General features: G+C 73.8%; 24 protein-coding genes. 9 read left to right on the top strand and 15 right to left on the bottom strand.

What is annotated here, in order from left to right:
- Nucleotides 1-84: 84 nt before the first annotated feature.
- The 3 genes from AB0N17_RS33160 to AB0N17_RS33150 form a co-directional block, all read right to left on the bottom strand.
- Nucleotides 85-1,257 carry a glycoside hydrolase family 64 protein gene (locus tag AB0N17_RS33160; protein ID WP_366015304.1) on the bottom strand — a complete coding sequence of 391 codons (1,173 nt, stop codon included), beginning with the start codon at nucleotides 1,255-1,257 and terminating at the stop codon, nucleotides 85-87.
- 180 nt (nucleotides 1,258-1,437) lie between these two features.
- Nucleotides 1,438-2,193, bottom strand: a complete 756-nt coding sequence (locus AB0N17_RS33155; RefSeq protein WP_366015303.1) for a dienelactone hydrolase family protein — start codon at nucleotides 2,191-2,193, stop codon at nucleotides 1,438-1,440.
- A gap of 114 nt (nucleotides 2,194-2,307) precedes the next feature.
- Nucleotides 2,308-2,928, bottom strand: a complete 621-nt coding sequence (locus AB0N17_RS33150; RefSeq protein ID WP_366015299.1) for an L-threonylcarbamoyladenylate synthase — start codon at nucleotides 2,926-2,928, stop codon at nucleotides 2,308-2,310.
- 562 nt (nucleotides 2,929-3,490) lie between these two features.
- On the opposite strand from AB0N17_RS33150, the gene AB0N17_RS33145 reads away from it, so the two are divergent.
- Nucleotides 3,491-5,032, top strand: a complete 1,542-nt coding sequence (locus AB0N17_RS33145; RefSeq protein ID WP_366015298.1) for a helix-turn-helix domain-containing protein — start codon at nucleotides 3,491-3,493, stop codon at nucleotides 5,030-5,032.
- Nucleotides 5,033-5,151: 119 nt separating this feature from the next.
- Here the strand turns inward: AB0N17_RS33145 and AB0N17_RS33140 are convergent, their stop codons facing one another.
- Together AB0N17_RS33140 and AB0N17_RS33135 are read right to left on the bottom strand one after the other, a co-directional pair.
- Nucleotides 5,152-6,381 carry a cytochrome P450 gene (locus tag AB0N17_RS33140; protein WP_366015297.1) on the bottom strand — a complete coding sequence of 410 codons (1,230 nt, stop codon included), beginning with the start codon at nucleotides 6,379-6,381 and terminating at the stop codon, nucleotides 5,152-5,154.
- A gap of 119 nt (nucleotides 6,382-6,500) precedes the next feature.
- Nucleotides 6,501-7,751: a serine hydrolase domain-containing protein gene (locus tag AB0N17_RS33135; protein ID WP_366015296.1), complete on the bottom strand. Its 1,251-nt coding sequence runs from the start codon at nucleotides 7,749-7,751 to the stop codon at nucleotides 6,501-6,503.
- Between the two features lie 300 nt (nucleotides 7,752-8,051).
- On the opposite strand from AB0N17_RS33135, the gene AB0N17_RS33130 reads away from it, so the two are divergent.
- Nucleotides 8,052-8,279, top strand: a complete 228-nt coding sequence (locus AB0N17_RS33130; RefSeq protein WP_366015295.1) for a hypothetical protein — start codon at nucleotides 8,052-8,054, stop codon at nucleotides 8,277-8,279.
- A gap of 3 nt (nucleotides 8,280-8,282) precedes the next feature.
- Here the strand turns inward: AB0N17_RS33130 and AB0N17_RS33125 are convergent, their stop codons facing one another.
- On the bottom strand, nucleotides 8,283-8,750 hold the full coding sequence (locus AB0N17_RS33125) for a hypothetical protein (protein ID WP_366015294.1): 468 nt from the start codon (nucleotides 8,748-8,750) through the stop codon (nucleotides 8,283-8,285).
- A gap of 359 nt (nucleotides 8,751-9,109) precedes the next feature.
- Between AB0N17_RS33125 and AB0N17_RS33120 the strand changes: the two genes are divergently transcribed.
- On the top strand, nucleotides 9,110-10,459 hold the full coding sequence (locus AB0N17_RS33120) for a transaminase (RefSeq protein ID WP_366015293.1): 1,350 nt from the start codon (nucleotides 9,110-9,112) through the stop codon (nucleotides 10,457-10,459).
- Between the two features lie 19 nt (nucleotides 10,460-10,478).
- Nucleotides 10,479-10,919: an Lrp/AsnC family transcriptional regulator gene (locus AB0N17_RS33115; protein WP_366015292.1), complete on the top strand. Its 441-nt coding sequence runs from the start codon at nucleotides 10,479-10,481 to the stop codon at nucleotides 10,917-10,919.
- Between the two features lie 45 nt (nucleotides 10,920-10,964).
- Here the strand turns inward: AB0N17_RS33115 and AB0N17_RS33110 are convergent, their stop codons facing one another.
- The 5 genes from AB0N17_RS33110 to AB0N17_RS33090 form a co-directional block, all read right to left on the bottom strand.
- Nucleotides 10,965-12,071 carry a PP2C family protein-serine/threonine phosphatase gene (locus tag AB0N17_RS33110; protein ID WP_366015291.1) on the bottom strand — a complete coding sequence of 369 codons (1,107 nt, stop codon included), beginning with the start codon at nucleotides 12,069-12,071 and terminating at the stop codon, nucleotides 10,965-10,967.
- 478 nt (nucleotides 12,072-12,549) lie between these two features.
- Entirely contained in the window at nucleotides 12,550-13,437 is an 888-nt protein-coding gene (locus AB0N17_RS33105; RefSeq protein ID WP_366015290.1) for a Gfo/Idh/MocA family oxidoreductase, read from the bottom strand.
- Nucleotides 13,438-13,472: 35 nt separating this feature from the next.
- Complete coding sequence (tgmB, locus tag AB0N17_RS33100) at nucleotides 13,473-14,456, bottom strand: ATP-grasp ribosomal peptide maturase (protein WP_366015289.1); 984 nt, start codon at nucleotides 14,454-14,456, stop codon at nucleotides 13,473-13,475.
- A gap of 17 nt (nucleotides 14,457-14,473) precedes the next feature.
- A complete protein-coding gene (gene tgmA / locus AB0N17_RS33095) occupies nucleotides 14,474-14,665 on the bottom strand; it encodes a putative ATP-grasp-modified RiPP (protein WP_366015288.1) in 192 nt (63 codons plus the stop codon).
- A 157-nt stretch (nucleotides 14,666-14,822) separates the two neighbouring features.
- Nucleotides 14,823-15,656: a fructosamine kinase family protein gene (locus tag AB0N17_RS33090; RefSeq protein WP_366015302.1), complete on the bottom strand. Its 834-nt coding sequence runs from the start codon at nucleotides 15,654-15,656 to the stop codon at nucleotides 14,823-14,825.
- A 221-nt stretch (nucleotides 15,657-15,877) separates the two neighbouring features.
- Between AB0N17_RS33090 and AB0N17_RS33085 the strand changes: the two genes are divergently transcribed.
- Both AB0N17_RS33085 and AB0N17_RS33080 read left to right on the top strand, forming a co-directional pair.
- Nucleotides 15,878-16,588, top strand: coding sequence for a tRNA-dependent cyclodipeptide synthase (locus AB0N17_RS33085; protein ID WP_366015287.1), 711 nt, complete (start codon nucleotides 15,878-15,880; stop codon nucleotides 16,586-16,588).
- Nucleotides 16,585-17,796: a cytochrome P450 gene (locus AB0N17_RS33080; protein WP_366015286.1), complete on the top strand. Its 1,212-nt coding sequence runs from the start codon at nucleotides 16,585-16,587 to the stop codon at nucleotides 17,794-17,796. The genes AB0N17_RS33085 and AB0N17_RS33080 overlap by 4 nt, the downstream gene beginning before the upstream one ends.
- Nucleotides 17,797-17,864: 68 nt before the next feature.
- On the opposite strand, the gene AB0N17_RS33075 is transcribed toward AB0N17_RS33080, so the two are convergent.
- Nucleotides 17,865-18,731: a hypothetical protein gene (locus AB0N17_RS33075; protein WP_366015285.1), complete on the bottom strand. Its 867-nt coding sequence runs from the start codon at nucleotides 18,729-18,731 to the stop codon at nucleotides 17,865-17,867.
- Nucleotides 18,732-18,845: 114 nt separating this feature from the next.
- Nucleotides 18,846-19,844: a hypothetical protein gene (locus tag AB0N17_RS33070; RefSeq protein ID WP_366015284.1), complete on the bottom strand. Its 999-nt coding sequence runs from the start codon at nucleotides 19,842-19,844 to the stop codon at nucleotides 18,846-18,848.
- Between the two features lie 474 nt (nucleotides 19,845-20,318).
- Between AB0N17_RS33070 and AB0N17_RS33065 the strand changes: the two genes are divergently transcribed.
- A complete protein-coding gene (locus AB0N17_RS33065; protein WP_366015283.1) occupies nucleotides 20,319-20,972 on the top strand; it encodes a hypothetical protein in 654 nt (217 codons plus the stop codon).
- Between the two features lie 147 nt (nucleotides 20,973-21,119).
- The gene (locus AB0N17_RS33060; RefSeq protein WP_366015282.1) at nucleotides 21,120-21,794 is read left to right on the top strand and encodes a class F sortase; all 675 of its coding nucleotides are present in this window, start codon (nucleotides 21,120-21,122) and stop codon (nucleotides 21,792-21,794) included.
- Between the two features lie 15 nt (nucleotides 21,795-21,809).
- Here the strand turns inward: AB0N17_RS33060 and AB0N17_RS33055 are convergent, their stop codons facing one another.
- Together AB0N17_RS33055 and AB0N17_RS33050 are read right to left on the bottom strand one after the other, a co-directional pair.
- Entirely contained in the window at nucleotides 21,810-22,976 is a 1,167-nt protein-coding gene (locus AB0N17_RS33055) for a GDSL-type esterase/lipase family protein (protein ID WP_366015281.1), read from the bottom strand.
- A 60-nt stretch (nucleotides 22,977-23,036) separates the two neighbouring features.
- A complete protein-coding gene (locus AB0N17_RS33050; protein ID WP_366015280.1) occupies nucleotides 23,037-23,606 on the bottom strand; it encodes a WHG domain-containing protein in 570 nt (189 codons plus the stop codon).
- A gap of 266 nt (nucleotides 23,607-23,872) precedes the next feature.
- Between AB0N17_RS33050 and AB0N17_RS33045 the strand changes: the two genes are divergently transcribed.
- Nucleotides 23,873-24,826, top strand: a complete 954-nt coding sequence (locus AB0N17_RS33045; protein WP_366015279.1) for a LysR family transcriptional regulator — start codon at nucleotides 23,873-23,875, stop codon at nucleotides 24,824-24,826.
- Nucleotides 24,827-24,931 lie beyond the last annotated feature (105 nt).

The raw sequence follows: 24,931 nt of genomic DNA, 5'->3' as shown, positions 1-24,931 counted from the left end.
GACGACACCGCCCTGACGACCGGCTGATCCCCGCGATCGCGGCCCCGCACCGGAAAGCCGGCCGGGGTGCGGGGCCGTGGCGTGTCAGCTCAGCGGATCCAGCGTCAGATACGCCTGCTGCGGACCGCCGTCGTGGACCAGCGACTCCTGGTTGCCGACGTCGTCGAAGGCGAACGCGTAGGCCTTGCCGTCGGCCATCCGGTCGTGCACGGCGCGCGCGTACTGGTTGGTCACGGCGTCCTGGTAGAAGCCGGCCGTCGTCGTGTCCGGCTGGTCGGGGTTGGTCAGCAGCGTCGAGCGGTTGAAGCCCGCGCACAGGGTGCGGGAGATGGGGCCACGGACGTTGTCGTTGGGCGCGTCGAGCAGCTTGTGGCAGCCGAAGACGCTGTCCGCGTCGGGCTTCTGGAAGCTGGTGACGACGGCGCCCGAGGCGTCGGTGAAGTTCATGACGCCGCCCGAGACCCGGCCGTAGTACCGGGTGTCCGGCCGGTCGGCGAACGGTGTGACCGTCAGCGTCGACGTCGTGTACTTCTGCCAGACCCGGCCCACGTAGTCGTCCATCACGTTCGCCGGCAGGGCGCCGGTCTCCACGCCGTACAGCGGGGACAGGGCGCGCAGCACCGTCCCGTCGGAACGCTTCTGGATCAGCCCGGACCAGCCGCCCGACCGGCTGCGCAGCGCGTCGAAGAAGCCCGTGTAGCCACCCGGCTTCAGGTGCCCGGTGCTGCTCACGCTGCCGTCGGAGCGCTGCACCCCCACCGCGTACGGCGCCGAGAACATGTCCACCTGGGTGCTGTTGAGCCACAGCCCGGAGTCGTTCAGCGTGTACTCGGACCAGTTGAACAGGATGTCCCGGTTGGGGTCGGACGGGTTCTGCACGGCCGGCTGCACCAAACCGCCGGTGGTGAGCTTGAAGACGAGCTTCTGGCCGTAGGAGAAGTAGACGCGGCCGGAGAACTTCGGCAGACGGATCGTCGTCGACTGTCCGGCGGCCGGGCCGGGGATCGCCGCGTCCGGTGCCGGGGTGGGGGGATTGCCGCCCGCCGGCCAGGCGTGGAAGGTGCCGTTCGCGTCGGCCCAGCCCTGCCGGCCCGAGGACAGTTGGGTGCCCAGGTCGTAGAGGTACAGCGGGTCCGAACGGCCCGAGTTGTTGGTGATCTTCAGCGCGATGGTGTCCGGCACGGCGGCACCGGCGGGGTCCGGGACGCCGACGGCGAGCACGCCGCCGACCAGGGCGGCGGCAGCGGCCAGGGGCAGCGTGCGGCGTCGTGTGCGGGTGAGAGGCACTCTCCACCTCCGTGTGGGGTCGGGGTCGTACGGACAGTGGTCCGTACCTGTTTCTGAGAGCGCTCTCAGCGTCGTGCTGCGTCGCGTCCATGTCAATGAGAAGGACGGAATCGGTCGGCGCCCGCTGTGGACGGGCGCCGGACACCGGTGTCAGAAGGTGCGCTCGAGCAGGCCGAGCAGCGCCGCCCAGTGCCGCTCGTCGGCTTCCTCGTCGTAGACCGGAGTGTCCGCCTGTGTATAGCCGTGCCCGGCACCCGGGTAGACCTCGCAGGTGTGCCGGACCCCGGCATCGGTCAGGGCCTTCTCGAGCCGCTCGATCTGCTCCGGCGGCAGCGAGCGGTCGTTGTCGGCGTGTCCGAGGTACAGCTCCGCGGTGATGCGCGGGGCGCTCAGATGCGGGCTGGTCGGATCGTCGGTGGCGAGCATGCCGCCATGGAATCCGGCCGCGGCCGCCACCCGGTCCGGATGCGCCGCCGCCGTCCACAGCGCGAGCCGGGTGCCCATGCAGTAGCCGGTGATCGCGACCGGTCCGTCGGCGACCAGCGGGCTGTCGGCCATCCAGCGCAGATAGGCGGCGGAGTCCCGCCCGATCAGGTCCGGCGTCAGCGCGGACACGATCGGGCCGAGCTTCTTCCAGATGGTCGGGTCGGCATCCGTGTCGATGAACTCGGGCAGTTCCACGACGGGGGCCCGGCCGAGGCGGTAGGTGACGTTGGGCACCAGCACCGTGTAGCCGGCGGCGGCCAGCCGGCCGGCCATCTTCCTCAGTTGCGGCCGCAGGCCGTAGGCGTCCTGGTAGAACAGGACACCCGGGCGGGGGCGTCCGTCCGCGGGGTGGACGAGACAGGCGTCGGCTACGCCCTCCTCGGTCTGGATGTCGATGTCGGTTTCCTGGACATCGGTCATGGTGAGCAGGCCTTCCTCGGGGATGGGCGCCGGACGGCAGCCGCCACCGGCGCCAGGGCTACGGCCCATGCTGTCACCCGGGACCGGCGACGACGTCCCCGCCGTGTCGCCCGCTCACTCGAAGCGGGCGGTGTCCCCGGCGCCCCGGCGGACGATCTCCGCCTCACCGCCCGAGAAGTCGACCACCGTCGTCGGCTCGGTGCCGCAGTCACCGGAGTCGACCACCGCGTCCACCGCATGGTCGAGCAGGTCCTTGATCTCCCAGCCCTGGGTCATCGGCTCCTCCTCGTCCGGCAGCAGCAGCGTGCTGGACAGCAGCGGCTCGCCGAGCTCCGCCAGCAGCGCCTGCGTCACCACGTGGTCCGGGATGCGCACGCCCACGGTCTTCTTCTTCGGGTGCAGCAGCTTGCGCGGCACCTCACGGGTGGCCGGCAGGATGAAGGTGTAACTGCCGGGCGTCGACGCCTTCACCGCCCGGAACACGTCGTTGTCCACCCGGACGAACTGGCCGAGCTGCGCGAAGTCCCGGCACATCAGCGTGAAGTGGTGCCGGTCGTCGAGCCGGCGGATCGCGCGGATCCGGTCCATGCCGTCCCGGCTGCCCAGCCGGCAGCCGAGCGCGTAACAGGAGTCCGTCGGATATGCGATGAGCGCCCCCTCACGCACCGCGTCGGCGATCTGGCCGATGCTGCGCGGCTGCGGGTTCTCGGGGTGCACGTCGAAGTACTTCGCCATCCGCCGAGCTTATGCCGTCGCCGGACGCGGTGCGCGCAGGTACGGAGCGGACCGGCGTCGGCGTGCCCCAGGCCCTTGCGGGCCGCAGCGCGGACGACGGCTCCGCGGGCGTCGCACCGGGGTCCGGAACCCCGCCGGACCCCGCGGCCGGCCGTGATCGAGGACGGCGCAGGGGGCCGTCGGCGACGTCCCGCGCGCCGCCGCGGCCACCGCCGCGGTCACCGGTGGGTGCCGCCGGCCGGGCGGGGTCATCGCGGCGCGGCAGGACCGCGCACCGCAGCTGGGGCGGGCCGGGGCGGGCCCGGGGGACGCGCGCGCCGGGCCGTCCGGCGCCGTCGGCGAACCGCGCTGAGATCCCCTGGTGTATCCGTCGGATTCCCGGGCACACGAACTTTCGAGCCGTCCGGGGCTGTCCCCCCACTCCGGACGCGGCGTCTCCGCCGGCGGCCCGTCCCCCCAGGCCGCCGGCGGAGCCATGTGCGGCGCGGGACGGGTGCCCGGCACGTCGGGTAACGTGCCCCTGCGTACGCCCAGGTCAACGCGGAGACGAGGAGAGGGGCACGTGACCGGCCGACCGCACGAGGACAGCGCGATCCAGCGGCCGTACGACGTTGAGCCCGCCTGGGCGCAGCAGTTGCTCGGTCAGCTGCGGCCCGCCGGGCGCGATCCGCGCCGCCTCGTCGCCTGGCTCGCCCGGACCACCCGTGCGACGGTGTGCCTCCTGGACGCCCGCGGCCACCTGATCGCCGGGGAGCGGCTGCCGCTCGACGCCGCCGTGGTCGCCGACATCGCCGGTGGCCGGCTCTCCGCCGCCGCCGTCGAGGACGGCGGAGGGCAGGTGCGCCTGGTCGGGATACGCCACCAGGGCCCGGCCCCCGCCCCCGGCGCCGTCCTGGCCGTGGCCCGCCCGGCCCCCTTCGACCGGCACACCGCGGAGATCCTCGGCCACACCGCGGGGGCGCTGGAACTCGTGCTGCGCGAGCGGGAGCTGACGGAGGCCGCCGGGCGGCTGCGGCGGGCCACGGCCGACCTGCGGCTGGCGATCCTGCAACTGCTGATGGTGGAGGACACCGTCTCCGCCCGCCGGGTCGCCGCGGGGCTGTGGCCGGGGCTGCTGGAGGGCGACACCGCCCGGGTCTACGTCGTCGAGTCCGCCGCGGCCGAACGCGACCGGCTCGCCGACGCCTGCGTGGACGTCACCGACGGCGGGGCGCTCGTCGTGCGCTGCCCCGCGATGGACGAACACGTCATCGTCGTCGGCCCCTCGGCCGAGGTGGAGAAGCGGCTGCGGTCCCTCGTCGCCGGCCGGCCCGGGACCTTCCTCGGCGGCAGCCCCCGGCAGCGCCTCGCCCTGACCGCCACCGCCTACGGACAGGCCGTCACCGCGCTCGCCGTCGCCCGGTTCCGGCCGGAGCGGGCCGCCGTCTACGCCGAACGCACCCGCCCCGCGCAGCTCATGCACCCGGACGCGCTGCGCGCCTGGTCGGCGCAGGTGCTGCGGCCGCTCGACACACTGGCGCACCACGTCCGCGCCGAACTCCTCGCCACCAGCCGCCTGGGCCTGGAGTTCACCGCCGTCAGCGCCGCCAAGGTGCTCGGCGTCAGCCGCAACACGGTCCGCGCCCGCATGGACCGCCTCGCGGCACTGCTCGACGCCGACCTGTCCGCCCTGGCCGTCCGCGCCGTCGCCCACGTGGCCCTCAACACCGAGGCGGCGCACGGCCCGTGCGATCCCGGCGGCACCGCACCCCGCCGGTCCGCCCCGGCACAGCTCGCCGACCTGCTGCGCACGAGCACGCTGCGGAGCTGGGCCGAGCGCCTCCTCGGCCGCCTCGACACGGACGGCCGGGACCTGCGCGGCACCCTGCGCGCCTGGATCGCGGCCGACGCGCACGCCGAACGTGCCGCCGAGGCACTGGGCGTGCACGCCCAGACCGTGCGCGAACACGTCCGGGCGGCCGAACCCGTGCTGGAACGCCGGCTGACGGCCGGTGGCACCGACCTGTACGAGGTGGTCCTCGCCCACCTCGTCACCGGCGAGCTGGCCCTGCCCGCGCTGGGCCCGGCGAAGCGGGACCAACCGGACCGGCCTGTGCACCGGTGAGTGCCGTCCGGGCCGCTCAGGGCATCGGTGCGCTACCGGCGGCCCGGCACTGCCGTTAAGTTCGGCAGTCCGCGCGGGGCACGACCGGAACGGGGGACCGGTCGCGGCCCCGCGCCTTCTCACCCGGCCAGTACCGGGATCTCCCGCCAGCCGTGCGCGATGAACGACGGCACGTGCCGCAGCTCCTCGGGCCCGACGGCCAGGCGCAGCCCCGGGAAGCGGGAGAACAGGGCGGGCAGCGCCGTGAGCGCCTCCAGCCGGGCCAGCGGGGCCCCGATGCAGCGGTGCACCCCGATCCCGAACGCCATGTGGTCCTCGGCGCCCCGCGCCGCGTCGAAGACGGCCGCGTCCGCGCCGTAGTGTGCCGGGTCCAGACCGGCCGCCGCGTACATCGTGATGATCGCGTCCCCGGCCGGGATCGTCACGTCCCCCACCTTGAGATCGTCGACCGCGAACCGCAGCGGCAGCGCGGCGATGGACGGATGCACCCGCAGCGTCTCGTCGACCACCTGCTCCCAGCCGACCGCCCCGGAGCGCACCGCCGCCGACTGCGCCGGATCCGTCAGCAGGGCGACCACCGCGTTGCCGATCAGGTTGACGGTGGTCTCGAACCCGGCGCCCACCACCAGCAGCAGCGTGTGCAGCAGTTCCTGGTCGGAGAGCCGGTCGCCGTCGTCGTCCCGGACCCGGATCAGCTCCGTGGTGATGTCGTCGCCGGGGTGCGTGCGCCGGTACGCGATCAGCGCGCCCAGCACCGAGCCGATCCGCTCGTGCACGGAGGCCGCGAACTCGGGGCTCGGGTCGGAGGTGTCCATGAAGTCGGTGATGAGGCGTGCCGCGTCGGGTCGCAACTCCTCGGGCACGCCGAGCAGTTCGCAGATCATGCGCATGGGTAACGGATGCGCGAGGGCCGCCCGCAGATCGACCACGCGGCCGTCCGCGCTCTCGGTCTCCAGCGCGTCCAGCAGTTCGGCGGTGAGGGCCGCCACGCGCGGACCCATCGCCTCGGTGCGCCGGTGCGTGAAGCTGGGCGCCACCAGCTTGCGCAGCCGGGCGTGGTCGGTGCCGTAGGTGGAGAGCATGTTGACCACGCCCACCCAGTTCGCCATCCAGCTCCAGGACGGGTGCCGCTGCAGCTCCGGCCACAACCGCCAGTGCAGGCGCGCGTCCTTGCTGACCCGGGGGTCGAGGACGAGGTCTTTCAGCGTGTCGTAGCCGGTGGGCGCCCACGCGGGGATGCCGCCGGGCAGCTCGACGGGTACGACGGGTCCGAGGGCGCGCAGCCGGGCGCTCTCGGCCACGATGTCGGCGCCGAAGGGGTCGAGGGCGATGCGGTCGGTGACGGTCACGAGGGATCTCCTGGGTGAGCGGCCCTCTTGCGAGGCGGTCGTCCCTCAGTAGACGCCGTCGTCGGCGGGAAGCACACCGCGCGAACTCTCCCGGCCACGAATCTGGCCGAGTTCGTGCCTCACCCGGTCCGGGAGAGCGGCAGGTCGTACACGTGCTGCGGGGAGATGATCTTCGTGATCGCTTCGCCCAGTACGGTGCTGGGCTCCTGACCCCGGTAGTCGGTGTCGGTGTTGAGGAGCGCGACGAGTGTCGTACCGGTCGACGGCAGGTGGACGGTGAGCGACTCGTAGCCCGGCAGGGAGCCGTTGTGCCCGATCCAGCCCTGTACGTCGAAGATCCCGAGGCCGTAGCCCGCTCCCGTGATCGAACTGGTCGCCGGCGTGATCAGCCGCTGCTTCTGCGTGGCGGCGCCGACCATCCGCCTGCCGTCCGGGAATCGGCCCGTGGCGACCGTGGGCGCCCAGGTGTGCAGATCCTCGAGCGTCGAGATCATCGCGCCGGCCGCCCAGCCCCAGGACGGGTTCCAGTCGGCGGCGTCGGCCTGTCCGCCGTTCGCCGTCTGCTCGGTGTACCCCTGCGCGTGCGGGGCGGGGAACTCGTTCCCGGCCGGGAAGAGCGTGTGCCTCATCCCGGCCGGATCGAGGATGTTCCGCTTGATGTAGTCCCCGAGGTGCTGCCCGCTCTGCTTCTCCACCACCAGGCCGAGCAGGATCAGGTTGGTGTTGGAGTAGAAGAACTTCGCGCCCGGCGGGAACATCACGGGGTGCTTGAAGGAGTAGGCGAGCAACTGCCGTGGTGTGAAACTCCGTTGCGGGTCGGCGGTGAGCGCCTTGAAGAAGCCGGGGTCCTCGGAGTAGTTGAACAGCCCGCTGCGCATCTCAGCGAGCTGACGCAGCGTGATCCTGTTCCCGCCCGGCACGCCGTCGACGTACCTGCCGATCGGGTCGTCCAGGCGGGCCTTCCCCCGGTCCACCAGCTGCAGCAGGGCGGTCACGGTGAAGGTCTTGGTCTCGCTGCCGATCCGCATGTACAGGTCCGGCGCCATCTTCCGGCCGGTGCTCCTGTCGGCGACACCGAACGAGCGGACGTAACTCGGCTGTCCCGGCGTCCAGATGCCGACGGTCACCCCGGGAATGTTCGCCACGTGCATCACCCGCCGGACCGAGACGTCGAGCCGCCGGGCCACCTCAGGCGTCATCGCGCGCACGTCCGCCGCGGTGGCGGACGGGCCGGGGGAGCCCGCGGTGAGTCCGGCGGATGGGGCGAAGGGCGCCGCCCCCGCGGGTCCGGCGGCGATCGGTGCCAGCAGCGTTCCCGCCGCGACGGCGATCACGGCCCCCCTGCGCAGACGCGCGGATGATTGCGGCATGGCCTGGACTCCAAGCACGCGAGAGGTGAACGTGCGGTGAGCGGGACGGCGTGGCCCGGACCTTCACGACAGGACCTTCACAGCATAGGAGCGGACCTCTCGCACCGCCCGTCGGACCGACGGCACCGTGCCGCGCGCGAAGGGCCGGTGCCGCCACTGCCGAGGGCCGGCGGGCGCAGGCCCTTGGCGGGATGGTTGTCCGACAGGCGGAACGCATCGTTCGTGCGACGCCCTCACACGACCCGGTGAGCGGGCCGCCCCGGGGCGTACCGGCGGCGGGGCACAGGGCGTTGCCCCGGCATGAAGCGCTTGGACCGCGTGGACCACAAGCACCGGACGGAGCAGACGCCCGGGGCCGACCAGAGGTACCGGCTGGGCAGGGTGGACCTGACCCGGGAGCCGATCTACGCGCGGCTCGTCGCGGAGTGGCGGGCCGAGGGCCGGGCGGTACCCACGCAGCCGGAGCTGCTGTGGGCGCCCTTCCTCGGCCTCGCCCAGGGCCGGCGGCCCGAGAACGACCGCCTTTGACCCCTACGTCCCGCACCTCGGAGCCAGCACGGCGAGGGTGCCGTTGGCGTGTCGCAGCGCCTCTTCGAGGGTGCCGGGCGCGTGGAGCGTGCCGTTGCCGTCGGGCGGCACGAGCCACTCCAGGGAACGGGACGGCCGGTACGGCGGTGGAACGGCCACCCAGGAGCCCTTGGTCACGTGCCGCAGTCCGGCGCCCACCCAGCCGCCGGACGGGTCCGGCGGCAGGAAGAACCCGACGCGTCCGGCGGCGGTGTCCACCAGGGTGGGCCCCGGCACCGGCAGCGAGGGCCGCCACAGCAGGTCCAGGGCGAGCAGCCCCAGGCGGTCGGGGACGCTCAGCACGTCCCAGAAGCGGCCGGCCTCCAGCAGCGCGACACCCTCCCCGTGATCCCACTCCCATTTGCAGGCGCGGGGGTCCGCCGCCGCGGCGGCCAGCCACTCCACGCCTCGCATCCACATCGTGTTCGTCATCTGCTCCGGTGTCCTCGCTCGCCGCTTCGGGCGCAGGGAACGGCCATGACCGGGCACTCGGTGCACCTGCACACCAACCCGGCATATGCATGCTGGTAGATATTTCTACCTGGCGGAAGGGGTGGCGCGGCCTGGCGTTTCCGGCGGGGCGTTCGAACTCCGCCTGCCGGTTCGTCAGTTGGCAACGGGGGGTGCGTCACCCTTCAGGGGTACGGGGCGACGCTCCACGCTCGATCCGATCGTCGTGACAACGGAATCAAGTGCCATGCCTTGATGAGGGAGCGGTTTCAGTCGTAGCCTCACTGCATTCGTCACCGTCACCATGACCGACACCGTCACCCTCTCCGGCGAGGCACTCCATGGACCGCACCCGTCTGCACACCCTCCTGGCCCGCGAGAGCAGCGAGGCCGAGCAACGCAACCCGCGCTCGCGCGCGGCTCATGCGCGGGCCGACCATCTCTTCGGCCGGGTGCCGATGACCTGGATGAACAAGACGGCCGGCGCCTTCCCCCGCTATCTGGCCGGCGCGCGCGGCGCCCGGGTCACCGACGTCGACGGACACGAGTACATCGACTTCTGCCTCGGCGACACCGGCGCGATGGCCGGCCACTCGCCCGCGCCCGTCACCGCGGCGGTACAGCGGCGGTACGGCGACCTGGGCGGCGCCACCGCCATGCTGCCCACCGAGGACGCCGAGTGGGTCGGCGCCGAACTGACCCGCCGTTTCGGCCTGGCCCGCTGGAGCTTCTCGCTGACCGCGACCGACGCCAACCGCTGGGCGATCCGGCTCGCCCGCGCCGTCACCGGACGGCGGAAGATCCTCGTGAACAGCTACTGCTACCACGGCAGCGTGGACGAGTCCCTGATCGTCGTCGGCCCGGACGGCGAGGGCGCGGCCCGCCCCGGCAACGTCGGCGCCCCCTGCGACGTGACGCTGACCAGCCGGGTCGCGGAGTTCAACGACCTGGCGGGACTGGAGCGCGAACTGGCACACGGCGACGTCGCCGCCGTCCTCATGGAGCCCGCTCTCACCAACATCGGCATCGTCCTGCCCGAGCCCGGCCACCTCGCGGGCGTCCGCGAGCTGACCCGGCGGTACGGCGCCCTGCTGATCAACGACGAGACCCACACCTTCTCCGCCGGCCCCGGCGGCTGCACCGCCGCGTGGGACCTGGAACCCGACCTGCTGACCATCGGCAAGGCCATCGGCGGCGGCATCCCGGCCGGTGCCTACGGGCTCTCCGCCGAGCTGGCCGAGCGGCTGCTCGCGCGCACCGACCTGGACCTGGTCGACATGGGCGGCGTGGGCGGCACCCTGGCCGGCAACGCGCTGTCGGTCGCGGCGATGCGGGCCACCCTCGAACACGTGCTGACCGACGAGGCGTTCGCCGCGATGGCGAAGCTCTCCGAACGCTTCGAGACCGGTGTCCGGGCCGGTATCGAGGCACACGGCCTGCCCTGGTCCGTCAGCCGGCTCGGCGCCCGCACCGAGTACCGCTTCACCTCCCCGGCGCCGCGCACCGGCACCGAGTCCGCGGCGGCCTCCGACCCGGAGCTGGAGGACTTCCTGCACCTCTACCTCGCCAACCGGGGCATCCTCCTCACGCCCTTCCACAACATGGCGCTCATGTGCCCCGACACCACCGAGCAGGACGTCGACACGCACACCGAGGTCTTCGCCGCCGCCCTGTCCGAACTGGCCGGATGAGCAGGGACCACCGGTGCCCATGGACGAGATCGACCGCGCCATCCTGCGCGAGCTGCAGACCGACGGCCGCATCGCCTACGCCGACCTCGGCCCGAAGGTCGGCCTGTCCGCCTCCGCGGCCCGGCAGCGGCTGCAGCGCCTGCTGGAGTCCAAGGCCGTTCAGGTGGTCGGCGTCACCGACCCGATGGCCATGGGCGGGCAGGCCATGGCACTGCTCGGCATCGGCGCCGACGGGGACCCCCGGGCCGTCGCCGACGCGCTCGCCGAACGGCCCGAGGTCGTCTACTCGGTGCTCACCTCGGGCGGATTCGACCTGTTCGCCGAGGTGGTCGCGCCCGGCCCGAAGGCCCTGCTGGACTTCGTCAACGACGTCGTCCGTCCCCTCGAAGGCGTACGCGAGATCCAGTCCTTCCCCTACTTCGGCATCCACACCCACCGCTTCCTGTGGGACGTGGGCTGACCGGCCTGGCCGCACCCCGGCGCGGAACCCGGTCGGGGGCCCGGGTCAGGGGGCCGTGGACTCGGGTGCGAGCACCAGGATCGTGGCGTCGTCCCGGACCACGTAGCGCCGCTGCAGCAGGTCCGCCCACACCGCGCCGGGCAGCTCGGCGGACGCGGTCCGGGCCAGGGCGGCCAGCCGGCCGGGCAGCGGATAGAAGGAGCCCGAGGCGTCCCGCGCCTCCCACACGCCGTCGGAGGCCAGCAACAGCCGGTCGCCCGGGCCGAGCGCCACCGTGGCCCCCTTCGGCGGATCGACGTCGACCAGACCGAGCCCCAGCGGCGGGCCGGGCGTGACCGTCACCTCGGCGGCCTGCCCCGCCTGCAGCAGGACGGGCGCCGGATGACCACAGGCCACCACCCGGACCGCACGCCCGTCGGGGGAGAACTCCAGCAGCAGCCCGGTGGCGAACAGCTCCGCGTGCCGCACGCCGGCCGAGTCCACCGCAAGCCTGCGGTCCATCCGCGCCACCACCGACTCGAGGTCCGGCTGGTCCAGCACCGCCTCGCGGAACGCCCCCAGCAGTGCCACCACCGTCGCGAGCGCCGACAGCCCGTGCCCCTGCACGTCGCCCATCACCGCCCGCACGCCGTACGGCCCCTCGCGCACGTCGAAGAAGTCCCCGCCCACCAGGGTCCCGTCCTGCGCGGCCCGGTAGAAGCCCGCGCACCCGATCCGCCCGACCCGCTGCGGCAGCGGGGGCATCACCGCCCGCTGCACCGCCTCGCCGATCGCCCGCTCGGTGTCCAGCTGGGCGTCCCGGCGGCTGCGCACGTAGGACACGAACACGCTCAGGGCGGCCACGAACACGACGGTGAGCAGATCGGTGTTGCCGGGCCGGTCCAGATGCGTGGCCGGCACGTTCAGCACCACGACCACGGCGAGACCGAGCAGCGCGGTGGCGAGCGGGCCGTACGACAGGACGGCCAGCGGCGGGATCGCGCCCAGCAGGAACCCGGCGTCCTGAGCGTGGGGAGTGATCAGCGTGGCGACGGTGACGGCCACGAGCAGCAGCACGGGCAGCGCCCGCACCCACCACGGCGGTGGCGCGCCCCGCAGCCACCCGCGGTCCTCCTGCCTGCCGCGCGACCACCGGCCGCGCACCGATCCCACGCCACCACGCTACGCCGCCGCCTTCGGCCGGGCCCGCCGACGAACCCCGGCGGGCTCCGGCCCTGGGCGGCGGGGCCCGTCGCCGCCCCGCGGTCGCCGTCCTGGCCGGCGTCCTCGGCGTCCTCGCCGTCCTCGGCCTCCGGGGCACCGTGCGATCGGACCGCTGGAACCAGGTCCGCAACGCGGCTCACCCCGCCCACCGGGCGCCACCGGGGCCGTGCAGGAGCGACTGCGCCATGACCCTCTCCCGCAGTGACAGGGCCTTCCGGCGGGACGGCATCCGCTCGCGTCCGCCCGACCCCACCGGCCCAGCACCGCCGTGGCGACATCGGCAGCCATGGCGCCGGGCCACCGCGGCACGTCCATCCGTCCATCCCGGCCGCACGCGTCGGCGGTGAGCCGGTCCCCGGCCGGCGGACGATGCCGGCGCCGCACCGGGACGGCGTTGCCGCCCGTGCCCACCACTGCGGCGGAGCCCCTATTCCCCGCCTCCCGCCAGCCGCTCCTCCGCCATGGCCAGGATCTCGGTGACGCGAAGGCCGAAGGCGATGTCACAGGGGTGGGGGCGCCCCGTGCGGGCGGCCTCGTGCAGGACGTCGGCGGCGCGGGACAGCGCCGGGACCGCCCCCTGCGAACTGCCGGGCAGCACCGTCACCCCCGCCTCGCCACGGAGCTCCACATCGGCCCCGGCCGCCGCCGGCGGAGCCGTCAGGCTCAGCGTGAGCGTGCTCGACGCCCCGGTGGCGTGGTCGAGGACCAGGTGGACGGTGTCCCCGGGGCCGTGCGCCGCCGCCACCACCTGCCGTACGTCACCGAGGACCGGCAGCAGCACCGACAGGGCGTGCGGGCCGACGTCCCACAGCGCGCCCTTCTTCCGCCGCCACGGCGAGTCCGCGAACGGGCTGTCGCCGGTGAACACCGCCCCCAGCCACTGCGCCCGCGCCGTGAACCACCCCGACACGGCGGCCTGTTCCTCGATCCAGGCCTCCGGCTCCTTCTGGAAGCGCGCGGTGAAGAACACCACCGACGCCACCCCGGCCCGTTCCACCGCCTGAGCGACGGCCCGCCCCTCGGCGACCGACAGCGCGAGGGGCTTGTCGAGCAGCAGGTGCCGGCCCGCCCGCGCCGCGCGGACCGCCAACTCGGCCTGCACCGAGGGCGGCAGGGCCACCGCGACCGCGTCCACGTCGGCCAGCAGGGCCTCCGCGTCGGCGTACGCGGCGACCCCGTACTGCTCCGCCAGCGTCGTGGCGGCGTGCGGCCGGCGCCCCCACACCCCGGCGAACTCCAGGCCGGTGTGCCCGGCCAGGGCGGGAGCGTACGCCGTCCGGGCCCACGGGCCCGTCCCCAGCAGTCCGATGCGCATACGGTGTTCCTTCCTCCGAGCCCTTCCCCACACCCTCACGATGCCGCGCTCCGGTCGCCCTGCGCACACCTGCGCCCCGGATCGCCCTTCCCCGCGAGCCAGTCGGCGATCGTGGCGGCGATCGGCTGGCCGGTGTCCATCTCCACGAACCCGAACTGGCCGGACTGGTTGCACTCCAGGAACCACCAGATGCCGTCGGCGTCCTCCGCGAAGTCGAAAGCGCCGTAGGCCAGTTCGGCCTCCGTCAGGTAACGCAGCACTGCCTCGGCGACGCGCGGGGGCACCTCGGCGGGCAGCCAGGGCGAGACCGAGGGGGCGAAACGGACGTCCACGTCGTCGGGGTGGGCGTCCGGGTCGGCGGGCTTGCGCGCGGCCAGCAGCGTGTCGCCGACGACGGTGAGCCGGATGTCGGCCCGCTTGGTGATCCGTCGCTGCAGCAGCGTCGGCCCGAAGGCGACCGCCGCGAAGTCGGTGTCCGGCGCGACCCGGCTGGTCGGCACCGCACGCGGCGGCTCCTGCGGATGCGCGCCGGAGACCGGTTTGACCACCAGGTCCGGGAAGCGTTCCGCGAACTCCCGCGCCGCCTGCGGGAACGTGGTGATCAGGGTGGCCGGTACGGGCAGTCCGCAGCGCTGGGCGAGGTGCAGCTGCCAGGGCTTGTGGCGGGCCCGTACGGCCGCGTCGGGATGGTTCATCCAGCGTGCGTCCGTGCAGCGCAGCATGCCGTACAGCGCCTGCGACGACTCCTCCGTCAGCCAGGCGGACGGCTGGGCGGCGCGCGAGGCCGGCGCCCCGGGCCTGCGTACCCAGACGGAGCGCAGGCCGTTCATGCTCACCAGGCGCCCGCCGACGGACAGATGTCCACGGCGGTCGCCCTGGAGGTACTCGCCCGAGAGCGCCACCCCCTGGGTGAGATCGGCGGGATCGAGCCGGACCACGGGCACGCCCGCCTCGCCCAGCCGGAGGACCACCATGTCCGCCGTCACGTCCTCTTCACTGGTCAGAATGAGCACGGTCATCTTCCGAAGCCCGTGGTTCAGTCGTCGAAGTGCGTCTTGGAGCCGGCGGTCGAGGTCGTGGTCCCCAGCGCCCTGAGCACTCCGTGGTCCGTCGCGGCGATCCGTCCGTCCGGGAGGACGTTCAACTGCAGTCCGGAGTCGTACGCGTACGGAGTGGTGACGTCCAACTGCACAGCGGGCCGCGCGTAGTTGAGCGTGAACGGTTGCATGGTCTCTCCCTGATTCGGCTTTCACGTCCTTATACGAATCGAACGGGTGATTGGTTTCCTTACGCTGTGTAACCGGCGCCCCGGAGGGGGGCGTTCGGGCGTCAGGTAGGAGGACGCCGAAAGGGGCCGGGCGGCTGCGCGGCGGCGCCGGCGGTTCTCACGCCGCCAGGGTGCCGCGGGCCACCGAGAGGGCCTGCTCCGCGTACCCGCGCCCGAACAGCACCGCGTGCACCAGCAGCGGGAAGAGCTGGTGCACACCCACCCGCTCCAGCCGCCCGTCGGCCGTCGGTGCCGCCTCCTCGTAAGCCGCGAGCACCCGGTCCAGATGGGGGCAGCCGAAGAGCCAGAGCATCGCCAGGTCGGTCTCGCGGTGTCCGCCGTGCGCGGCCGGGTCGATGAGCCGGACCTCGCCGTCGGCGCCCCACAGGACGTTCCCGTTCCACAGGTCGCCGTGCAGCCGGGCGGGCGGTTCGGCCGGCCCCGCCAGGTCCGGCAGCCGGACGCAGACCCGCTCGAACACGGCCGCCTCGTCGGCACGCAGGACGCCGCGGTCCACCGCGCCGCGCACATAGGGCAGCACACGGTGCTCGGCGTACCAGGCGGGCCAGTCGGTGCCCGGCGCGTTGCGCATGGGGGCGAGCCCGATGTACGCGTCCTCGGGGCCGCCCGGGGGCGCGGCGCCGAAGCGGGGCGCGCCTGCCGCGTGGAGGGCCGCCAGGGCGTGGCCGAAACGCAGCGCCGCATCGGGGTCGGGGCGCCCGGTGGGCACCCGCTCGGTCACCAGCCACCGCTCGTCGTGGCCGAGCACCGCCGGCACCCGGACCGCGTCGGCCGCGGCCAGCCAGCGCAGGCCGGCCACCTCGGCGCGTACGGCGCCTGGGGCGTCGCCGCGCTTGACCATGACCGGTGTTCCGCCGTCCAGCGTCACTTCCGCGGGCGACCCCGGCGCCGTACGCGTCCCGGCGACCCGGCGCCCGGTGAGCCGGGACACGACCTGTCCTGGATCCTCGTCTCGGTTGGCCACGGCCTCAGGGTACGGCCCGCAACCGGGGCCCTCCGTGCGGCACTTCGACCATTGATACGACTGTTTTCGGCCAAACATCGGCGGTTACTACCCGTGCTGATCCGGTACCGCTAGCGTGAGGGCGCCGCGTCGCCACACCGGGGGCACAGGGCCCCGCAGGGACTAGCGCGCGGCGGAGGATCACCCCCGTGACCACAGCATCCGTGCTGATGGCCGACGTCTTCGAAGTCCAGCCCTACACCTCCCACTGCGAGGTCATTCTCGGCGAGGGCGCTCACGCCGTGATCGGCGTGTCCCCGGGCAACAGCTACTTTTCCGCCCGACGCCTGCACGACCTCGCCCGCTGGGGACTGGACCACTTCGAGAGGGTCGACTTCGTCTACACCGACCTGTACGTCGCCGAGATGTACGAGGCGTCCGGCTATCCGCCCGACGAGGCCCGCCGCAAGGCCGTGAAGAACCTGCGCGGGGTCCGCGCCAAGGTCCGTGACGCGGTGTCGGCGGCCGATCCCGAGGGGCTGCGCCTGGACTGGCACCCGATGTCGGAATTCCGCACCAACCCCGCCTACCAGGAGATCCACGGGCACCTGAAGGGACGCCTGGAGGGTGACAGCGCCTTCCGGGCCGTCTGCAACTCTCTGGTGAATCGTTTCCTCAGTGCGCGCGGCGAGACCCCGACCGAGCGGCAGCGCGCGGTGTGCCTGGAGTACGTGTGCGCCGAGGCCCCGCTGTTCCTGGACACCCCGGCCATCCTCAAGGTGCCGTCCTCGCTCAACTGCTACCACCAACTGCTCCCGATGGCCGAGCTGTTGTACTCCCGCGGCGCCGGCCTGCGCGCCTCGCGCAACCAGGGCCACGCCATCGTCACCCCCGCCGCCCTCGAAGGAGCCGTTGCATGACCATCGCGCCCGACACCCGCACCGACCACCCGCCCTTGCTCGACTTCCCGTTCTCCTGGGACGGCACCCGGGTGCCCGCCGAGGTCGAGGCCCTGCGTGCCGCCACCCCCGTGCGGCGCGTGCGGACCATCGCCGGCGACGAGGCCTGGCTGGTGTCGTCGTACGACCTGTGCGCGCAGGTCCTGAAGGACGACCGGTTCTCCCTCAAGGACACCTCCGCCCCCGGGGTGCCCCGGCAGTACGCGCTCACGATCCCGCCCGAGGTCGTGAACAACATGGGCAACATCACCGGCGCCGGGCTGCGCCGCGCGGTGCTGAAGGCGCTCAACCCGAAGTCCCCGGGCCTGACGGACCGGCTGCGCGAGGAGGCGCACCGGCTGGTGGACCGGATGGCGGCCGACGGCCCGACGGCCGACCTGCGCGGCGCGTTCTGCGACCCGTACTCGGCGGGCATGCACTGCCGCATCCTCGGCATCCCGCAGACCGAGGCCCCCGCCTTCCTGCGCAGCATCGACATCGCCTTCATGAACGCGCCCTGCCCGGTCACCGGCGCGAAGATCAACTGGGACCGGGACATCGCCCGGATGACGGCCCTGCTCGACGACCCCGCGACGCACGGCCTGATGGGCGAACTCGCCGCCCTGCGCGACGACCCCGACTACGCCCACCTCACCGACGAGATGCTGGCGACCGTCGGTGTCACGATGTTCGGCGCCGGTGTGATCTCCACCTCGGGCTTCCTCGCCATGGCCCTGGTCCACCTGCTCACCCACCCCATCACCCGGGACCTGCTCAGGGACCGTCCGGACCTGATCGGCCCGGGCGTGGAGGAGCTGCTGCGGGTGAACCTCTCCATCGGTGACGCCCTGCCCCGGCTCGCGCTGGAGGACGTACGGCTCGGCGACGTCGAGGTGCGCAGGGGAGAACTCGTCCTGGTCCTGGTCGAGGGCGCCAACCTCGACCCGGAGAAGTTCCCCGACCCGCACCGCTTCGACGTGCACCGTGACAACGCCGCCGACCACCTCTCCTTCGGCGGCGGCGCCCACTACTGCCCCGCGACCGGGCTCGGCCGCGCCCACGCCCGGATCGCCCTGGAGGTCCTGCTGGAACGCCTGCCGGACCTCGCGCTCGCCGTGCCCTCCGGGCAACTGGTGTGGCGCACCGGCTTCATGAAACGGATCCCGGAGCGGCTGCCGGTGACCTGGTAACCCGGCGCAGCCTCCGCCCGCCGTACGGCGCCCAGGGACGGGGCGCCGTACGGGCGTGCCCGAGGACCTCAGCCGCCGACGGGCCGCGCACCCCGGGTCAGTCCCACCGGATTGCCGGCCGGCAGCAGCCCCGACCCCTCGACCGCACGGGCCAGCGGCTCCAGCAGCCCGGCGAGACGTGCGGCACGGTCGGCGCCGAGCGCGGTCCACGGCCCCTCGGCCGCCGCGTCGGTCAGCGCCTCGACCTCCGCCCGCAGGGCCGCCCCGGCCGGGGTGAGCGTCCCGTCCGCCGCGAGCAGCCCGTGATTTCGTAGCCGTGCGCCGGCCGCCTCCCAGTCCGCCGGCTCCCACTTCCGCGTCTCCCGCAGGAACGGCCCGTCGGACTCGCCGGCCGCCGCCTTGAGCACCATGGCCTCGACCGGCCCGATCCCCTGACTCACCAGGACCGCGACATGTCCCTCCCCCCGGTGCTCGCGCAGGGTCGTCAGCGCCTGCCACAGACGCGCGGCCGGCCGTTCCGGGCGTGGCAGCGCCTGGTTGGCGGCGGCCAGCACCCGGCCCGCGGTGTCCGCCGCGGCAGCCGCCTCCCAGGCGAGGTCCGCGGCCTGCGCGAACTCGGCAGAGCCGACGACGTCCCGGCCGAACAGCCCCGTCATCGCCGCGTCCATGGCCTCCGCACGGGCCGCCAGCACGTCCGCGGGAGCCGCGTACCCCCAGGCGTCGGGCAGCGCCCGGGCCACCCGGGCCGGATGGAAGACGTAGAAGCAGCCGGTCACCACCGACGGGGCCACCGGGCCGAGCGGCGCGGCGCGCAGCGCGAAGTACCCCATCCAGAATCCGCGCATGCCGAGCACGTCCGCCGCCCGGTGCGCCTCGGGTGCGAAGTACACGAGATCGTGCACCGGCTCGTACCGCTCCCACAAGGTCCGCGCCATCCCGTCCGCCACTGCTTCCTCCCACCGCGTCGGCCTGCCGTGCCGTCGGCACCAGCCTGCGTTATGACCTGTGTCATAACAAGGTCGCGGTGGCGGGATCCGTCCGGGCGGAGGTCAGCGGGGGAGCGCCTGGATCCGGCCGATGGCGTTGCCGATCAGTTCCGTGAACCACACGGCCCGGTCGGGGCCCGCCGTCAGCCGGAAGGGCACCTTGCCGGCACCGCCGGGCACCGGGAAGGTGGTGATCCTGCCGTCCGCCGCGACCCGGCCGATCCGCCCGGCCTGGTCGGCGTACCAGATCCGGCCGTCGGGCCCGCGGGTGATGCCGCTCGGGCCGCTGCCCGGGTCGGGCAGCGGGAACCGGGTGACGCGGCCGGTGTACGTGATCCGGTCCACCGAGTCCGAGCCGGACGCGGTGACCCACAGGCCCCCCGGACCGGCGACGATGTCGTCGGGGAAGTCGGACGCCCCGCCCAGTGCGTACTCGGTGATCCGGCCCGCGAGGGTGATGCGCCCGACCTTGCCGCTGTCGATCTCGGTGAACCACAGGGCCCCGTCCGCGCCCGGCGTGATGGAGTACGGGCCGGCCAGCGCCGTCGGCACGCGGTACTCCGTGAACCGGCCGGAGGTGGTCAGCCGGCCGATCTTGTTCGTGTTCCCCTCGGTGAACCACAGGGCCCGGTCCGGTCCGACCGTGATCCCGGACGGCGCGCTGTCGGCCGTGGGCACCCGGAACGTCCGGTAGCGACCGGAGGTGGTCATGCGGCCGATCCTGCCCGTGCTGGTCTCGGTGAACCACAGGGCACCGTCGGGTCCCGCGACGATCTCGGTGGGGCCGGTGTCAGGCCCGGAGGTGGGGAAGTCGGCCACGGAGCCGTCCAGCGCGATCCGCCCGATCCGGCCGGCGCCGTTCTCCGCGAACCACAGCGCATGGTCCGGCCCGAGGGCGATGCCGGCGGGGACGCTGTCGGCCGCGGTGGTGACCGGATACTCCGTCACCTGGCCGACGTCGGCCCGGGCCGGTGCGGCGACGGCGGCGACGCCGATCAGCGCACCCACCGACACCGTGAGCAGCCGACGGGCTCCGCGTGCGAGCAGGGTGGTCTCGAGCATGGGGCGGCCCCTTCTCGGCGGGCTGGGGCGACGAGGTTACCGCTGGAATGTGATGGTTTGTCGGATCCGGATCGGGGCGCGGCGCACGGGTCACGGGCCGTTCCACCGGACGGAGTACGCCGACCGGTGCGCCCCCTGCCGGTGCCGGGCGACCGGAGCGGTCATCCTCGGTGCGTGGGCGACGAGTTGACCGTACGGCCGGCCCGCCGCCGGTACCGGCCTCGGTGTGGACCGGCGCCCCCTCCGGCCGTTCCCCCGGTCCGCGCGGGACGCGCGGCGCCCGACATGCCGGCTGATTGACCCGGACGAGGGTCCATGCGGCGCAATCACTGGGGCAGACGGGTGGCGGGGTGACCCGGCTGGGCGGCTCGGATGGTGGGAGCCGGAGCCCTCCTTGACGGTGGTTCATGTCGGAGCCGGGTCCATCCAGCTGATGAGGTATCCGCTGCCCGGTCACGGCGGAAGGACATCACTATGCGTTCTGCACGCATGCTCCTGGCCACGGCGGCCGCCGGCGCCGCCCTCGCCCTCACGACACCCGGCGCCGCCCTCGCCGTCCCCGCGGGCGGCGACGGCGGCGGCCACGGCGGCTCGTCCTACAGCGGTCAGGACGGGGGTTCCGGCGGCGGCCACGGCAAGGGCTCCGACCGTGACAGCGGTGAGGACTCCGGCGGTGACCACGACAAGGACTACGGCAAGCAGCGCGACAGCGGGGGAGGACACGACGGGCCGCGCGGTGGAATGCACACGGGTGGCGGAGCGCTCGCGTCGCTGGTGCGCAGTGACGACTGGAGCTCCGGCTCGGGTTCGGGCGGCGACGCCGGTGGCTTCGACCCCGAGAGCAACGGGGGCAAGGACCAGGGCGGCGAGAAGGGCGAGGGCGGCAAGGGCAAGAACGAGGACGGCGGCAGCCGTGGCCAGAGCGACCGGGGCGAGGACGAGGACAGCGGCGGCCGAGGCCAGGGCGGCGGCGACGAAGGCCGGGACAAGCCCCGGGGCGGCATGCACACCGGCGGCGGCGCGCTCGCCGCTCCCGGTGTCACCACGGGTGGGCTGGCCGTGCTGGGCGTGGGTGCCGCCGGGGCGTACGCGCTGCGCCGCAGGAAGGCCTCCGGGGCGGCGGCCTGACGCATCGACGCGACCCGGGGAAGCGGCCGCCGCCGACGCGCCCGGCGTGTCGGCGGTCCGCGCCGTGGCCCCCGTCCACCGGTTCCCGCGTACCGGTGCCCCCTGTTCCGATCCCCGTGCTGCCGTGCCCGAGCGAGGTGGTGACCGATGGCAGCAGATCCGTCCTCCCCGCCCTCCGCGCAGCCGGCGGCGGGCGAGCCGAACCCCGGCCGCGGCGGGCGGCTGACCCTCTGGGGCGTGGCGATCGTCCTCCTCGCCATGAGCGTGTTCGGCGGCCACCACGGGCCGGACGACGCGAGGCCGACGTCCCGTACCGCGGGCGCGAGCGCCGCCGCGCCGGCCGATCCGGGGCGGTCCGACGACACCGCGCTGCCCCGGTCCACACCGACCCGCCTGCTCATCCCGAAGATCGGCGTGGACGCGCCCTTCACCACCCTGACGCTCGCCGACACGGGCCAGCTCCAGCCCCCGCCCGCGGCCGACACCAACCTCGTCGGCTGGTACCCGGGGGGCGTCTCGCCCGGGGAGAAGGGCACCGCGATCATCGCCGGGCACGTCGACACCGTGACCTCGGCCGCCGTCTTCGTCAACCTCGACCAGCTGCGGAGCGGTGACCGGTTCAGCGTGGAGCGCGTCGACGGCCGCACGGCGAACTTCGTCGTGGACAGCGCCGACACCTTCGCCAAGGACGACTTTCCCAGCGAGCGCGTGTACGCCGACGCCTCGCGCCCCGAGGTCCGCCTGATCACCTGCGCCGGGGACTACGACCACTCGGTGCGCGACTACACCGACAACCTGGTGGTCTTCGCCCATCTGGTGTGACCCGGCCGGTACGGGTCAGGAGGCGCGGTCGGCGAACGGGCCGCCCGCGCCGAACGCCAGCGCCGCGAACCGCTCGCCGATCCGCCGGTGCGTGGCCGCGTCCGGGTGGAGGCCGTCGGGCAGCGGCAGTTCGCCGAAGTCGGCCTCGCCGTACAGCTCGCGGCCGTCGAGCAGACTCAGGTGCGGGTCCTCGGCGGCCCGCTCACGCACGATCCGGGCCAGCTCCTCCCGGATCACCCCCAGCGTGAGCTTCCCCGCGGCCTTCTCCGCCGGGTCCCCGGTCGCCCGGAACCGCAGCCGGCCCTCACTCAGCGCGGACAGGTCCGGGGCGCTCGGGCCCGGGGTGTCCTCGTGGAGGGGGCACAGGATCGGCGAGACGACGAGCAGCGGAGTGTCCGGGTGGCCGTCGCGGACGGTGTCGAGGAAGCCGTGGACGGCTGGGCCGAAGGCGCGCAGCCGCATCAGGTCGGCGTTGACCAGGTTGATGCCGACCTTGACGCTGATCACGTCGGCCGGCGTGTCGCGCAGGGCCCGCGCGGTGAACGGGTCGAGCAGCGCGCTGCCGCCCAGGCCCAGGTTGATCAGCTCCACCCCGCCGAGGGACGCGGCGAGCGCCGGCCAGGTGGTGGTCGGGGACGCGGCGTCGGAGCCGTGGCTGATCGAGCTGCCGTGGTGCAGCCACACCCTGCGGCCCGCGTCCGGTACGGCTTCGACGGGGGCGTCGGCGCGCAGCGCGACGAGTTCGGTCGTCTCGTTGTGCGGCAGCCATATCTCCACGTCCTTGACCGCGTCGGACAGGCCGGTGAAGCGCACGGTGCCGACGGGACCCGGGCGGTGCTCGACCGAACCGGTCCGCATGTCGATGGTGAGCGTGTCGCCGCCGGTGACCGTGGCGCTGCCCGCCGGCCGCCCGTCGACGAGCAGGTCGTACACGCCGTCCGGGCGTGACGGCGCCCCCGTGTAGACCCGCTTGGTCGGCAGGGTGTCCAGTTCGACCGTGGTGGCGCGGGTGCGCAGGGCCAGCCGTACCCCGGAGGGCTGGGACTCCGCCATGCGCAGCTGCGGGTCGGCGCACTGGGCGCGGGCCCGGGCGGGCAGCCGGTGCGGCAGCAGGCCGTGGGCGGTGCGCTCCAGGTCGAGGGCGCCGCGGATGAGGACGGGGGAGAGGGGAATGGTCTGCATGGTGGGGCCTGTGTCTCAAAAGGGTCCCTGCGCCGCACGCGGTCAGGGAGGTCGGGAAGGTCAGGGGGCGGGCCAGTGGCGCAGCAGGGAGTCGAGGGCGTCCAGGATCCGTGTCCAGGACTCCTGCGAGTCGGGGGCGCTGTGGCTGAACCCGCCGGCGAGCTCCAGACCGACGTAGCCGTTGAAGACGCTGCCGAGGAGGCGGACCGCGTGGGTCTGGTCGGGTTCGGACAGGTCGTAGCCGCGCAGGATCGCCCGGGTCATCTGCGCATGCCGGACGCCCGCGCTGCCGGCCGCCGCCTCGGGGTCCAGCGGATGGCGGGTCGCCGCCCAGCGGCCGGGGTGCGCGCGGGCGTAGTCGCGGTAGACGTCGGCGAAGGCGCGCAGGGCGTCGCCGCCGGCCCGGCCGGCGAGCGCCTCGGCGGCGCGGTCGGCGAGCTCCTCCAGGGCGAGCAGCGCGATCCGGGTCTTGAGGTCCTGGGAGTTCCTCAGGTGCGAGTAGAGGCTCGCGACCTTGACGTCGAACCGCCGGGCCAGCGCGGACACCGTCACCTGCTCGAAGCCGACCTCGTCGGCGAGCTCCGCGCCCGCCCGGACCAGGCGCTCGGTGGTTAGTCCTGCCCTAACCATCAGCCTTCTCCCTTCTGCCAGAACTGATTGTGCAGCTTCCAAAAAGCTTTAGGCAAATGGGAATGTGCTGTAGGGAGTGGGATGAGCCGACGAACTCCTCCCCCAAGGTCGCTCGCGGCCGGGGCGGGACGTCGGCGGGTCTGCGACTTGTGCAGGTCGCGGCCGGATGGAACGCTTCGGTCCGCCGGCCGGGACCGGGCCGGCGCGGGCGGTGAGCGCCGGCCCGGCGTGTGGCACCGCAGGGGCGCGGGACGGGGAGTGGAGCGATGGAGCTGGAGCTGCGGCACCTCAGAGTGCTGTGCGCGATCGCCGACGCGGGCAGTGTGGGCCGCGCCGCGGCTCAGCTCGGCTACTCCCAGCCCGCCGTCAGCACCCAGCTGCGGCGCATCGAGCGGCACCTTGGCGAGCCGCTCTTCGAGCGCGGGACGAGCGGGGTGCGGCCCACCCGGTACGGCGCCGAGGTCGTCGCCCAGGCCCGCGACGTCCTGGCCCGCGCGGACGCCATCGGCCACCGCAAGCCCGCCGCGCGACCCGGCCGCACCCTGCGGGTGGCGGCGACCAACTCGCCCATGCTCTCCGGCACGGTCTCCCGTGTGCGCTCCCGGCTGCCCGAGCTGTCCGTGGCGGTCACCAGCGTCTACGCCTCCTCACGGATCGTGGAACTGCTGGAGGAGGGCGCGGTGGACGCCGCCATCGCCGCCGACTATCCGGGCATGGAGCTGCGCCACTCGGGCGCGGTGCGGCACCGCGGGATCGTCACCGAGCCGACGTTCGTCGCCCTGCCCTCCCGGCACCGGCTGCGGCAGTGCGCCCAGGTTCAGCTCGCCGAACTGGCCGAGGACGCGTGGTTCGTCACCCCGGACGACGGGGCCGGCTGGCCCGGGGTGTTCTACGACGCCTGCGCGGCGGCCGGATTCACACCGGTGACCGTCCACGAGTTCCTCGGCGACCAGACCCAGCTGCAGAGCATGATCGCGGACGGGCTCGGGGTGTCGCTCGTGCAGCCGACGCTGCGGCCGATGCCGCACGTCGTGGTCAAGCCGCTGGCCGGTTCCCCCCTGTGGTGCCGTTACGTGCTGGCGTGGCGGCCGGACACCGTCACCGACGACATGGTGGACACGCTGGTCCAGTCCGCCACGGCCGCCTACCGTGACCTCGTGGCCCAGGCACCGCATCTGCGGGCGTGGGCCTCGCGCACCTGGAGCGTCGCGGGGGCGTAACCGCAGGCCGACGGCGTGCCGCGATGTTATGAGCGGCCGGTGTCATGTGCTATGTCACACGGCATTGTGGCGCCGATGGCCCGCTGAGACAGTGCCTCACACGCC

Source organism: Streptomyces sp. NPDC051133 (assembly GCF_040682635.1).
GTDB lineage: Bacteria > Actinomycetota > Actinomycetes > Streptomycetales > Streptomycetaceae > Streptomyces.
The sequence above is the reverse complement of the archived record's forward strand: the minus strand, read 5'-3'. Positions and strand labels throughout refer to the sequence as shown.